Source organism: Shinella yambaruensis, assembly GCF_050859155.1.
GTDB classification, from domain to species: Bacteria; Pseudomonadota; Alphaproteobacteria; order Rhizobiales; family Rhizobiaceae; genus Shinella; species Shinella yambaruensis.
Map to the genome: position 1 here is coordinate 111,959 of NZ_CP150640.1, position 13,028 is coordinate 124,986.

General features: G+C 65.9%; 11 protein-coding genes. 5 read left to right on the forward strand and 6 right to left on the reverse strand.

The window, feature by feature from the left end:
* The first annotated feature begins 15 nt into the window (after positions 1-15).
* Positions 16-717: a GntR family transcriptional regulator gene (locus tag WMC41_RS26520; RefSeq protein ID WP_245081942.1), complete on the forward strand. Its 702-nt coding sequence runs from the start codon at positions 16-18 to the stop codon at positions 715-717.
* A gap of 109 nt (positions 718-826) precedes the next feature.
* Here the strand turns inward: WMC41_RS26520 and WMC41_RS26525 are convergent, their stop codons facing one another.
* Complete coding sequence (locus WMC41_RS26525; RefSeq protein WP_245081944.1) at positions 827-1,903, reverse strand: LacI family DNA-binding transcriptional regulator; 1,077 nt, start codon at positions 1,901-1,903, stop codon at positions 827-829.
* Positions 1,904-2,077: 174 nt separating this feature from the next.
* On the opposite strand from WMC41_RS26525, the gene WMC41_RS26530 reads away from it, so the two are divergent.
* The 4 genes from WMC41_RS26530 (at position 2,078) to WMC41_RS26545 (ending at position 6,689) form a co-directional block, all read left to right on the forward strand.
* The gene (locus WMC41_RS26530; RefSeq protein ID WP_432349579.1) at positions 2,078-3,058 is read left to right on the forward strand and encodes an ABC transporter substrate-binding protein; all 981 of its coding nucleotides are present in this window, start codon (positions 2,078-2,080) and stop codon (positions 3,056-3,058) included.
* Positions 3,059-3,191: 133 nt separating this feature from the next.
* Positions 3,192-4,682, forward strand: a complete 1,491-nt coding sequence (locus WMC41_RS26535; protein WP_432349580.1) for a sugar ABC transporter ATP-binding protein — start codon at positions 3,192-3,194, stop codon at positions 4,680-4,682.
* Between the two features lies 1 nt (position 4,683).
* Positions 4,684-5,694, forward strand: coding sequence for an ABC transporter permease (locus WMC41_RS26540; RefSeq protein WP_432349581.1), 1,011 nt, complete (start codon positions 4,684-4,686; stop codon positions 5,692-5,694).
* A gap of 11 nt (positions 5,695-5,705) precedes the next feature.
* Positions 5,706-6,689 (forward strand): ABC transporter permease, encoded by a 984-nt coding sequence (locus tag WMC41_RS26545; protein WP_432349582.1) that lies wholly within the window; start codon positions 5,706-5,708, stop codon positions 6,687-6,689.
* Between the two features lie 19 nt (positions 6,690-6,708).
* Here the strand turns inward: WMC41_RS26545 and WMC41_RS26550 are convergent, their stop codons facing one another.
* The 5 genes from WMC41_RS26550 to WMC41_RS26570 all read right to left on the reverse strand — a co-directional run bounded on the left by WMC41_RS26550 (position 6,709) and on the right by WMC41_RS26570 (position 12,978).
* On the reverse strand, positions 6,709-7,155 hold the full coding sequence (locus tag WMC41_RS26550) for an RrF2 family transcriptional regulator (RefSeq protein ID WP_432349583.1): 447 nt from the start codon (positions 7,153-7,155) through the stop codon (positions 6,709-6,711).
* 112 nt (positions 7,156-7,267) lie between these two features.
* Entirely contained in the window at positions 7,268-8,233 is a 966-nt protein-coding gene (locus WMC41_RS26555; protein ID WP_288080106.1) for a helix-turn-helix transcriptional regulator, read from the reverse strand.
* Between the two features lie 80 nt (positions 8,234-8,313).
* Entirely contained in the window at positions 8,314-9,546 is a 1,233-nt protein-coding gene (locus WMC41_RS26560) for an MFS transporter (RefSeq protein ID WP_432349584.1), read from the reverse strand.
* A gap of 69 nt (positions 9,547-9,615) precedes the next feature.
* The gene (locus tag WMC41_RS26565) at positions 9,616-11,904 is read right to left on the reverse strand and encodes a TonB-dependent receptor domain-containing protein (RefSeq protein WP_432349585.1); all 2,289 of its coding nucleotides are present in this window, start codon (positions 11,902-11,904) and stop codon (positions 9,616-9,618) included.
* Positions 11,905-12,051: 147 nt separating this feature from the next.
* On the reverse strand, positions 12,052-12,978 hold the full coding sequence (locus WMC41_RS26570) for a helix-turn-helix transcriptional regulator (RefSeq protein WP_245081962.1): 927 nt from the start codon (positions 12,976-12,978) through the stop codon (positions 12,052-12,054).
* Positions 12,979-13,028: the final 50 nt, after the last annotated feature.

The following is a 13,028-nucleotide window of genomic DNA, read 5'->3' on the forward strand; positions in this document are numbered from 1 at the left end:
AATGGATGTCAACGCATGACGGCGGTAAAAGACGTGAACCTTGAATCCCTGAAGATCGATACCGGCGAAACCGCGGCGGCGCAGGTGGAACGGGACCTGCGCGAATCTATCATACGGCTGGAGCTCGCCCCCGGCACGCGGCTCTCCGAACAGGAGATCGCCACCCGCATGGGTGTCTCGCGCCAGCCCGTTCGCGAGGCGCTGATCGCCCTCGGCAAGTCGAAGCTGGTGGATATCCGCCCGAACCGCGGCACCGTCGTGGTGCGCATCTCGGCGCGCCAGATGATGGAGGCGCGTTTCGTGCGCGAGGCCATCGAGACCGCCGTCGCGCGCCGCGCGAGCGAATCCTTCGACACCTGGACCCGGCGCAAGATCGACACGATCCTCGCCCGCCAGAAGGCCGCGCGCGATGCGAACGATCACAACGCCTTTCGTCGCGAGGACGAGCAGTTCCACATCGCGATTGCCGAAGGCGCCGGATGCGGCCTGGCCTGGAACGCGATCTCGGACATCAAGGCGCACATGGACCGCGTCTGCAACCTGCAGCTCCGCCATCCGGACTCGATGACACGGCTGATCGGCGAGCACGAGGCGATCATCAACGCCATCGACACGCGCGACGCCGAAACCGCCGAGGCCGCCATGCGCAGCCATCTCAACGGCATCCTCACGGACCTGCCGCAGATCGAGGCGGCCAACCCCGACCTTTTCGAATAGGGCGCGATCTGGAGCATTTCCGCTTTTCTCCGAATCGCGAAAACGCTCTATCCGTTTGTTTTTTCGCAATTCCTGACGCAAACCCGCTGCGCACTTTGCTGGAATTGCGCTAGCGAGCAGCTGTTTTCGCCGCCGTCGTGTCCCGGACCACGAGCGGCCCGTCGACCTTGATCGTCATGGCACGCGTCTGCTTGCCGTGGATCGCCATGTCGATGAGGATCTCGGCGGCCTTCTGGCCCATCTCGTAGTTGGGCAGGACGAGCGTCGAAAGCGGCGGATGGGTGTAGCGGGCGAGCTCCTGGTCGTCATAACCCATGACGGAGAGGTCCTGCGGCACCCGCAGCCCCTTTTCCTGCGCCGCCTCCATGACGCCGATCGCCATCAGGTCGTTGCCGCAGAAGATCGCGGTCGGGGGATTGTCCAGGGAAAGCAGGTCGAGTCCGGCCTCGTAGCCGCGCAGCGGCAGCCAGTCGCCATCGCGCACCAGGCTCTCGTCAAAGGCGATGTCGGCGGTGGCAAGCGCCTGCTTGTAGCCCTTGAGACGGTCCATCGCCGCGTCCATCCAGGGCTCGCCGTTGATGAAGCCGATGCGTTTGTGACCGAGCGCGGTCAGGTGCGCCGTCGCCGCAAAACCGCCCGCCACCTCGCCCGGCACGATCGCCACATGCTGGCGCGGCTCGCAATAGCAGTTGAGCAGCACGGTCGGGATGGATTTCAGCGCGGGCGGGACGGAGACCTTTCGCGTGAAGATCGTCGCATAGACGACGCCGGCAATGGCGGGGTCGCGCAGGACGGAGCGCAGCACCGCCTGCTCGAGGTCAGGATTGGAGCGCGTGGCATGGGCAGAAACCAGCAGTCCCTGCTCGAAGGCGTAGTCACGGATGCCGTCGAGGCTGACGACGGGATGGGGGCTGGTCGAGATTTCGTCGACGATGAAGGCGATCGTGTCCTTCTCCACCGTCGGGGCCGCCGCGACCGGACCGCGGGTCGCCGGTAATTTATAACCGATCTTATGAGCAGCCTCGCGCACCTTCTGCTGCGTCTCCGGCGAGATGCGCGAGCCGGACATCTCGTTGAGGACGAGCGAGACGCTGGATTGCGAGACGCCGGCAATCCGCGCGACATCCGTCATCGTCGGCCGTCCGCCGCCTTCCTTGCCCGAATTGCGCCCGTTACCCCTGGCCATGCGTCCGTTCCTCGCGTCGGCGTGCTTTGCACTGCACGCGGATTTTTTGCAAGTGCTCATAATTTTGGCTCTTGACTGCTAATATTATTAGCGCAAGATTTGCCCATGTGAAGCAGGAATTTGCTCACGTCCGGTAGAGGAGCACCGGCCAGAACCTGGGAGGAGAACCCGCTCATGACCATGATTTCCCGTCGCACCTTCATGCTCGCGGCCACGGCCGCCGGCGCGCTTGCCGTTGCCGGCGTTGCGATCGCCCAAGTGCCGAAGCTCGAACAGAAGGACACCTACAAGGTCGGCTTCGCGCAGACCGAATCCAACAATCCCTGGCGCATCGCCCAGACGAACAGCATGAAGGCCGAGGCTGAAAAGCTCGGCTACCAGCTCGTCTACACGGACGCCGCCGGTTCCGCCGCCAAGCAGGTCGCCGACGTCAACTCGATGATCGCCCAGGGCGTCGACGTCATCTTCCTCGCCCCGCGCGAGGAAAAGCCGCTGATTCCCGCCGTCATGGCCGCCAAGAAGGCGGGCATCCCGGTGATCCTGCTCGACCGGTCGGTCGATCCGTCGCTGGCCAAGGCCGGCGAGGATTACCTCACCTTCATCGGCTCGAACTTCGTCGAGGAAGGAAAGCGTATCGCCGAATGGCTGGTGAAGAACGCCAACGGCAAGTCGAAGATCATCGAATTGGAAGGCACGACCGGTTCGTCGCCCGCCAACGACCGCAAGAAGGGCTTCGATGAGGCGATCCAGGCGGCCGGCGGCTTCGAGATCGTCGCCTCGCAGACCGGCGACTTCGCCCGCGACAAGGGCCGCCAGGTGGCCGAAGCCCTGCTTCAGGCGCATCCGGATGCCGACATCATCTACGCCCACAACGACGAAATGGCGATGGGCGCCATCGCCGCGCTGGAAGCGGCCGGCAAGGTGCCGGGCAAGGATGTGCTCGTCCTGTCCATCGACGGCGGCAAGGAGGCCGTGCAGGCAGTGGTCGACGGCAAGATCGCCGCGGTCGTCGAGTGCAATCCGCGCTTCGGGCCTAAGGCCTTCGAGACCATGCTGCGCTATGCCAAGGGCGAGACGATCGAGCCGATGATCATCAACGACGACAAGTTCTACGACGCCTCCAACGCCGCCGCGGAACTCGCCGACGCCTACTGACCAGAACTCCCAAGCCTCTTGCGGCCGGGGCGGCTCCACCGTCTCGGCCGTTTCTTGAACGGGCCTGACCTTCGGTTCGTTCGGGTGTAGGCTCGTGATGCCCGTCCCGGAGGGCGGATAGAGGAGGAACCCGATGCTTCTGTCCATGCAGGGCGTTTCAAAGGCGTTTGCCGGCGTTGCCGCGCTGAAATCCGCCTCGCTCGAGGTCGAGCCGGCGGAGGTCATGGCGCTCGTCGGCCAGAACGGCGCGGGCAAGTCCACGCTGATCAAGATCCTCACCGGCGTCTACCGCCGCGACGAGGGCAGCATCGCCTTCGACGGCAGGGAGGTCGATTTCTCGATGCCGGCAGAGGCGCAAGGCGCCGGCATCGCGACGATCTACCAGGAAATCAACCTCGCCCCGCAGCGCTCGGTGGCGGAGAACATCTACCTTTCCCGCGAGCCGAAGCGCTTCGGCCTGATCGACCATGCCGCCATGCGGCGCGGCGCCGAGGCCGTGCTGAAAACCTTCAACCTCTCCATCGACGTCGACCGGCCCGTCGCGCATTTCGATGCCGCGACCCGGCAGATGGTGGCCATCGCCCGCGCCGTCACGCAAAAGGCCCGCCTCGTCATCATGGACGAGCCCACTTCCTCGCTCGACGAGCGCGAGGTCGCCGTGCTCTTCGAGACGATCCGCACGCTGAAACGCGCGGGCGTCGCCGTCATCTTCATCGGGCACCGGCTCGACGAGCTCTACGCGATCTGCGACCGGGTGACGATCATGCGGGACGGCCAGACGGTCGCGAAAAGCCCGATGGCGGACATGCCCAAGATGGCGCTGGTGCGCCACATGCTCGGCAAGGAGCTCGCCGCCTTCCAGGCGATCGCGCCAGATGAGGACGCGCCCGAGCGGCCCGTCCGCCTCGCGGTCGAGAATGCCGGTGCAGGCGTGCGTGTCCGCGATGTCAGTCTCGACGTGCGCGAGGGCGAGATATCGGGCCTTGCCGGCCTGCTCGGCTCGGGCCGTACGGAGACGGCGCGCCTGATCTTCGGTGCCGACAAGATGCAGCGCGGCACGATCCGCATGGACGGCCGCGCGCGCACCTATCGCGAGCCGGCCGACGCCATCGCCGATGGCATCGGCCTCGTCTCGGAAGACCGCAAGATCGACGGCATCGTGCCCGACATGAGCATCCGCGAGAACATGACGCTGGCGCTGCTGCCGAGGCTGAAGAAGGCCGGCATCGTCGACCGCGCGCGGCAGGACGAGATCGTCACCCGCTACATCCGCGCCCTCGGCGTCAAATGCGCCTCGCCCGACCAGCCGATCAGGGAGCTCTCCGGCGGCAACCAGCAGAAGGTGCTGCTTGCCCGCTGGCTCGCCACCGACCCACGTGTCCTGATCATCGACGAGCCGACCCGCGGCATCGATATCGGCGCCAAATCGGAAATCCTCAAGCTGCTGCGCAGCCTCGCCGACGAGGGCCTCAGCGTGCTGATGATCTCCTCCGAGCTGGAGGAGCTGCTCGCCGCCGCCGACTGCGTGACCGTGCTCAGCGACGGCACGTCCGTCGCGACCCTGCCGCGCAAGGACTTGAGCGAAGCGGCACTGCTTTCCGCCATGGCCCATCAGGTTGAATGACATGACGACGATCGAGACCCCCGCCCCGCAGCCCTCCGGCACGCTTTCTCCCGGCAGCCGGCTGTTCACGCTGGCGAGCCGCTACGGCACGTTCGTCGCCTTCCTGGCGCTCATCGTCTTCAACGTCGCGGTGACACCGAACTTCCTTTCCTGGCAGACGCTCAACGTGAACCTCACGCAGGTCGCGACCATCGTCATCGTCGCGACCGGCATGACGCTCGTCATCGCCACCGGCGGCATCGACCTCTCGGTGGGCTCGCTGATGGCGATAGCGGGCGCGCTCGCGCCGATGATCTTCATGGGCCAGTTCTGGCAGGTGGAGAACATGGCATTCGCCGTGGCGCTCGCCTTCCTCTTCCCCGTCGTGGTCGCCGGCCTCTTCGGCCTGTTCAACGGGCTGCTCGTCACGCGCTTTTCCATCCAGCCGATCATCGCGACGCTCGTGCTCTTCATCGCCGGACGCGGCATCGCGCAGGTCATGACCAACGGCAACCTGCAGGTCTTCAGGAACGAGGGCTTCCAGTTCATCGCCATGGGCCGCATCGCCGGCATTCCGGCGCAGGTCGTGCTGATGACCGTCATCGTCGCCCTCACCTTTGCGATGATCCGCTACACGGTCATCGGCCGGCAGATCATCGCCGTCGGCGGCAACGAGAAGGCCGCAAGGCTCACCGGCGTGCCGGTGAAGCGGGTCAAGCTCTTCGTCTACATGATCAGCGGCGCGCTTGCGGGGCTTGCCGGCCTCGTCGTGGTGGCGCGCAACTCCGCCAGCGACGCCAACCTCGTCGGCCTCGGCATGGAGCTCGACGCCATCGCCGCCGTCGCCGTCGGCGGCACGCTGCTCACGGGCGGGCGGGCGAACATCATCGGCACCGTGCTCGGCGCCTTCGTCATCCAGCTCGTCCGCTACACGCTATTGGCCAACGGCGTGCCGGATGCGGCCGCCCTCATCGTCAAGGCCGGGCTGATCGTGCTCGCCGTCTTCATCCAGCAACGCGCCGACAAGCCTTGAGGAGACCCATCATGCATGCCCTCCTCCGTCCGTTCGCCATCAAATCCTCCGGCGACATCGCCCGGCTCGGCGTCCTCCTCGCGCTTTTCGGCCTCATCCTCTTCGGGGCGCTGCGTTACGACAACTTCCTGTCGTCCTACAACATCCTCTCGTTCCTGCGCTACAATTCCATGTTCGCGCTGATCGCCCTCGGCATGGCCTTCGTCATCATCACCGGCGGCATCGACCTTTCGGTCGGCGGCACGGCGGCAATGGCGAGCGTGGTGGCGGCGCTCCTTTCGCCCTGGCACTGGGCGGCCGGTCTCCTCGGCGGCATGGCCGCCGGCTGCGCGGTCGGCGCACTCAATGGCTTCATCATCACGAAGATGCGCATCCAGCCCTTCATCGCAACGCTCGCGACCATGCTCGCCGCCTATGGCACGGGCCTGCTCATCGCCAACAACCAGTCGGTCTCCGTCTCCTACGACAGCGGCTTCACGGTGATCGGCCAGGACGATTTCCTGGGCTTTCCCATTCCTGCCTGGATCGCGCTCGCCGCCTATGTCCTCGGCTGGCTGGTGCTCGAAAAGCTGCCCGTCGGCCGCCACGTCCTCGCCATCGGCGACGGCGAGGCGACAGCCGGCCTGATGGGCCTGAAAGTCGAGCGCACGCTTGCCGCCGTCTATCTCGCCTCCGGCACGCTCGCCGGCCTTGCCGGCGTCATCCTCGCCTCGCAGTTCGGCGCCGGCCAGCCGACGGAAGGCGTCGGCTGGGAGCTTTTCGCGATCGCGTCCGTCGTGGTCGGCGGCACGCTGCTGACGGGCGGTTCGGGCTCGGTCGGCGCGACGCTGGCCGGCGCGCTCCTCCTGGCCATGGTGTTCAACATCCTGAACTTCGAAAACGGCCTCGGCTGGATCTCGTTGTCCGCCTACTGGCAGTCCGTCATCCGTGGCGCCTTCCTGCTCGTCGTCGTCGTGCTGCAGGCCAAGCTGATGGCGCGCCACAGGAGCGCCTGAAGCGGGCATGGCCCATCCGTCACGCGCGCCCGTCATGGCCCTGCGCCAGCCGCAAGGCCGGTGGCATCATGTCCGCTGGACACTGCACGTCGCGGTGGGCCTCCACGAGATCCGCGATCGAATGGCAATCCAGAAGGTCGAGCATGGAATTGGTGAGATCGCGCAGAAGCGGTCCCAGAAATGCCTCCTGATTGCTGGTTTCGAGGGCAAAGGCGCGCGGCTGCGTCAACCGCACGACGTCGCCGAGCAGGATGTGGTCAGGCGGTTGAAGCAGCTTGAGCCCGCCGAACCGGCCGCGGCGCGTGGCAATCCATCCGGCTTTCGAGAGCTGAAGCACGACATGGGCGGCGCGGTCCTTCGACGTTCCGGCCTCCGCTGCTGCAAGGTTGGTGTCGATCTGCCTGCGGCGCCGGGCGCAGGACACGAGAATGCTGATTGCGATTTCCGTTTGCCGTGTCAGGCGCATGCTGCCTCCTCCCGATCCCGGTTGCGCTGGAGCAATTCCGGTGGGATCCGGTTCACGGAATTGCTCCAGCATCTGTTTTCACCGCGGCGATGCCGCTTCGGCTGGAAATGCGTCAGAGCGCAAGGCTCGTCTCCCGGCCGACCCGCCCGATCTGCGTATGGGACGTCTTCTTCATCGCCTTCGGGGTCGTGCCGAACTGCTTGCGGAACGCCGCGGCGAAGTGGCCGAGATTGGTGTAGCCGACCTGGTTGGCCACCGTCGTCACCGACTGCTCGCCCGCCAGCAACGCGCTGCGCGCAACGATCATCCGCCGTTCCTTGAGATAGCCGAAGGGCGTCGTGTCGAAGAGGACCTTGAAGCCCTTCTTGAGCTTGAAATCGTTGATGCCGACCTCATGGGCGAGCGCCACCAGCGAGGGCGGATCGGAGAGGTTCTCGCTGAGAATGTCGCGCGCCCGCTTCAGCCGCTCGATATCGCCCGGCGAAAGCGCGCAATCGCAATGGGCCATGCACAGCCGCTCGAGGCCAAGCGCGATCAGCTCGTAGGCCTTGCTGGTCAGGAAGACCGAACGCAAGGGCTCGCTGACCTGGGCGGTGGCCATCTGGTGCAGCACGGCCTGAATGGAGGCGGACGGCAGGATTTCGCGGCTGAGCCCGCGCGCGCCGTCGCCGGCGAGAAACATCCGGATCGCCTCCGGGCAGGCCGCACTGAAGACGCGGCTCATATAAGCGTGCGGCAGGCCGACGATGACGACGGAGAGCGCCTCATCGCGCCCGACCGTCGCCGGTTCGGCCGAAAAACCGTTCGAGACGAGCGCCGCCTCGCCGCTGCCGAAGGCAATCCCGCGCTGCCCGGCCCGCCCGGGCAGGGTGAGCGTGCCGGCAACGACGAAAACCATCGCCGATCCGCGCCGCGGCAGCGCCAGCGGCAGGTTGCAACCCGTATGGGCCGCGCCGCTCACCATGGTGAGGCTGATGCCGTGATCGAGATGCACGACTTCGGTGCGGATGCCGAACGCCTCTTCGCAATCGGCACTGTCGAAAACCTTGATGTCTTCGCGCTGTCTGGTCTGCATCATGGGACACCTCACGCATTATGGAAGAAGGGACAGAGTCTTCCCGCTGGCATTGGCATCGGCATTTCCCGGCCCGTGCGCCTTCAGCCGGAGACGCCGTAGGCCGGCGCGCCCGCCGCCGGACTGTCCGCCACCGCCCGGTCTTCGCGGTAAAGCTTCAGCGCGAGCAGGCCGGCGAGGACCGCAAGGCCTGCCGCGATCAGCACCAGCGCCTGGTAACCCACCGCCCCGGCGACCTGGAGGGCGACGGCGCCCGACAGGAAGCCCATGAAGCTGTAGAGGCTGTATTGCGCCGTGAAATCGGTGCCCTCGCTGCCCGCCGCCGACCGGTCCATCATGATGGTCAGCATCACGGTGGCGATCGGGTTGTAGATCAGGAAAACGAGCACCAGGCCGGGCACGATCAGCAACGCCTCGCGCGCGCCGCCGGCAAGCGGCAGGACCGAAAGGATGATCGCCGCCTGCGCAAAGGCCGCGCTCACCAGCATGCGCTTGCGGCCGAAGCGGCGGATCAGCAGGCCCGCGCCGAAGACGGCGAGAAGGCCGACCAGCGAGCCGACGATGTTGAGCGTGAAGCCGACGGCCTCCAGCGGCCAGCCGATATCGACCAGCATGGGGCTCAGCATGGCGAAGATCATGCCGATGCCGAGCGGCACGATGACCATCAGCGCCGCCCAGCCCGCCATGCCCGGCCGCGCCCAGACGCGCCAGATGCGGCCGTAACCGGCGGCGGCGAGGGACGCCGGAACCTGCGGTTCCCGGAAGAAGAGGATCTGCACGAAGCAGGCGGCAAGCACGCCGGCCATCAGGAGGAAGCAGCCGGTCCAGCCGATCGTCGGGTAGAGCGCGAGCGTCAGCCCGCCGCCGAGCACGATGCCGACGAGGCCGCCGGCCACCTGCACGCTGTTGCCGAGACCGCGCAGCTCCGCCGGCAGGAGACGGCAGGTGACGGCGTCCGTCGCGATATCCTGCGTCGCCGAGAAGACGGTGAGCACGAGCCCGAGCACGACCAGCAGCGGGAAATTGGCGAGGCCGTCGATCTGGCCGATGAGGACGAGCATGGCGATCATCGCCGCCTGCATCATAAGCAGCCAGCCGCGATAATGGCCGAGCCGGCCGAAGGAGACGCGGTCGACGAGCGGCGCCCAGAGGATCTTGAACACCCAGACGAAGCCGAGCAGGTAGAGCGCGCCGATCTCTTCCAGCGTGCGGCCCTGTTCGCGCAGGATCGCCGGCAGGCCCATGAAGAAGAAGGAGACCGGCAGGAACTGCGTGACGTAGAGGCTGGCGATCAGGATCCAGTTCGCGGGTTTCATTTCGGTCCTCGTCTTTCGTTTTCACCGGCCCGGGCACTGGCCCGGGCCGTCATTTCTTCAGGGTGGCGATCAGAACCTGGTCGTGATGCCGAGGCCGATCGTGCGGCCGCGCGAGACCAGGACGGAGTTGATGTTCGCCGTCATATGCGCGCCCTGCTGCTCCAGCCGGTCGCCGATGAGGTTTTCGCCGAACACATAGAATTCCGTCTGGTCGATCTTCAGGCCCACCCGCGCATCGATGATGTGCTGGGCGTCGAGATCGAAATTGTTGCCGGTGTCGCCGGCGCGCTTGCCGACGAAACGGTAGCCGAGATAGCCGGTGAGCATCGGATCGCCCGACATGTTGAGGAAGTCCGCCTCGCCCTGGTAGGTGAGGCCGAGATTGGCCGACCAGAGCGGCACGTTCGGCACCTCGTTGCCGACCTTGGCCTGCAGGACGCCGCCCGCCGGGATACCGGTGATCTCCGAATGGGTGAGCGTGACGCCGGCGAAGACGCCGAAGCCGTTGTCGAACTCCTTGCGGACCTCCGCCTCGACGCCATAGGTCTTCAGGTCGAAGTTCTCGATCGGGAAGGTCATGGTCGCCGGGTCGAAGCCGAAGATCGCCTCGTCCGTCACGTCGTTGTAGAAGCCGGCGACGGCGAAGCTCGTGCCGCTGTCGATGAGGTCGCCCTTCCAGCCCACTTCATAGGTCCAGATCGAGGTGGCGTCGTACCCGTCTTCCGGCAGGCCGATCGCGGCATTGCCGGTGAAGCGCGGGAAGCCGCCCGCCTTGTTGCCGCGGCTGACGCTGCCGTAGATCAGGTTCTCGTCGTTGAGCTTGTAGCTGAGCGAAACGCGGCCGGAGAACATGTCGAAGTTGCGCGCGCTGTCCTGCGCGAAGCTCGCCACCGTGCCCGGGAAGCCGGTGCCCGTGTAGAGGGCGTCGATCTTCTTGCGTTCATGGGTGTAGCGCAGCCCCCCGCCGATCTCGAAGCGTTCCGCGAAAGGCTGGGCGATGTCGAAGAAGATCGCCGAGGACGTCGAGGTGAGGTTGACGTCGCGCGTGCCGTTGATCGAGGCCGACATGGTCGAGGTCCCGAAGGCATCTTCATGGAAATCGTTATAGGAGAAGACGCCGCCGACCACCCACTTCGTCTCCGAATCGTCGAGCGATTGCAGGCGGACTTCCTGGTAGAACTGGCTTTCGCGCTGGTCCGTGACGTTGAACTCGCCGTCATTGGTGTAGAATTCCGGCGGAATGACCATGCCGAACGCGCCGAAGGTGGCGCTGTTGATGTAACCGTCCGAATTGTCGGTCCAGTTGTAGATGTCGTAATAGGTGAAGCCCGTCGTGGTCTTCAGCGCGAAGGTCTCGAAATCGTGCGAGGTGTTCAGCGTGACATAGCCGAGGTCGCGCCTGAACTCGGGCGTCTCCTGATAGGCGTGGCTGTCGCGCAGGAGGTACGGATAGCCGGTGTCGCCGTCGTATTTCTCGTAGCCGAGCGTGAGCTTGACCTCCGTCGTATCGCCCGGCGTCCAAAGCAGGGTGCTCTTGATCGCGCCGACGTCGAAGCCGCCGATGTCCTTCTCGCCGGGATGATCGTTTTTGACGTAGGCCCCGCGGCCCTGGTAACGCACGGCGAAGCGGCCAAAGAGCTCCTCGTTGATCGCGCCGCCGAGGATGAACTCGCCCTTGCGGTAGCCCTCGGTGCCGACTTCCGCGGTGATCTGGCGGATCGTCTCCGCATCGGGAACCATGCTCGTGATGTTGATCGCGCCGCCCGTCGAGTTGCGGCCGAAGAGCGTGCCCTGCGGCCCGCGCAGCACGTCGATCTGGCCGACGTCGAGCATCTGCCCGCTTGCCGCGAAGGCCGGCATGGGCACGCCGTCGATGATGGTCGGCGCGGTCGAGTTGTCGGGCGACAGCAGCGTCGAGAGCGTGCCGACGCCGCGCACGATCGGCTGGGCGGTGCGCGGATCGTCACCGTAATTGGGGATCTGCAGGCCGACGACGCGGTCGGAAAGGTCCTGCACGTCGTTGATCCGCTCGTTCGCCAGCTTCTGATCCGTCACCACGGAGACGCTGACGGGCACGTCGAGCGGGTTTTCGGCGTAGCGGCGGGCTTCGACGGTGATCGCCTCCAGCGTGGTCGAACCGTCGGCGGCCTGGGTCTGGCTCGTTGTCACGCGGTCGGTCTTGTCCTCCTCGCGCACGTCCTGCGCCAGCGCCGAGCCCGCCGCCGCCATCGTCACCGTGAATGCGACGCCGGCCAGAAGCCGTGCCCGCCGGGTCGGCGCGCCGATCCGTTTGACGCCGGTCGCCGCATGGGTGCGGGCGAGGAAGGTGCGACGCGGTTCAGTCTGTGCGGGCGGCATTCGATACTCCAGTCGAATGGGCGAAGTTCACCGGCGCGGACCAAAAGGCCCACGGTCGGCTTCGCTTCGCGGTTTGAAATCAAAGGAAGATTATTGTCTCGGCTCCGGCATCGCCATAGGGCGGGTTTATGCCGGCGGGCAGTTTCCTTATGCGTGCGGATAAATCTCGCCGCGCGTCAATTGTCCCGGCGAATAACCGAAATAGCGCTGGAAGGCGGTCGAGAAATTGCTGCCATGGCGGTAACCGGCGAAGTGCGCCGCCTGGGTCACGGTCCAGCCGTCGCGTTCCAGCCCGTCGCGCGCCTTCTCCATGCGCACGTCATGCAGGAAGGCGATGACGGACTGGCCGTAGACCTCGCGGAACTTGATCTTCAGGCTGGAAACGCTGACGCCGGCCTCGCGGGCGAGCGAGGTGAGGCTGTGCTCGGCCCCGGGTTCCGACATCATCAGGTCGCGGATGCGCGCCATGCGCATGCGGTCGTTGCCCCTGACATGCGAGCGCTCGTCAGGGCCTTCCCGGCCGGCGGCCTGGATGGCGAGGGCCACGACCTCCAGCGTGTAGCTTTCGACGAGCAGGCAGCCCACCGTGCCGCACAGTTGCGGATTGAAGAGCTGGCCGCAGAGCGCGCTCATGCGCACGCCCGTGCCGAAGGGAACGATCTCGCTGCTGCGCGTGCGTGCATCGACGAAATCGGCGAGATTGGCCTCGGCGATCACCTCGGGCCGAAGCTGGATCAGCATGGACTTGCAGCGATGGCCGCGGCTGTAGCGACCGGTGGTACGCACGTCGTCGGCGAAGGAGAAGAAGGCGGCCTCGCCCGGTTGCAGCACCATGGTCTGGCAGCCGTTGCCCGGATTGAACTCGGAGGGCCGGCCCTCCAGCGACAACACGATGGAGAGCGAGCGCGGAAAGATCGCCGAATGGTCGCTGTCGCTCAGCGCCGTCATCTGCGCGGTGCTGAGATTGATGCCCGTACTCAGCTCGCGTAGCCCCAGCCAGCCTTCGAAGAGCGGACTTTCCTCGTCGCCGCCGGCCTTTTGCGTCAAAAGCGCATAGTCGTCACAGAACACCATCGACGCCTTGGAGAAATCCCGCGCGGAAACCGCAGGTCGATGCGCTTGAG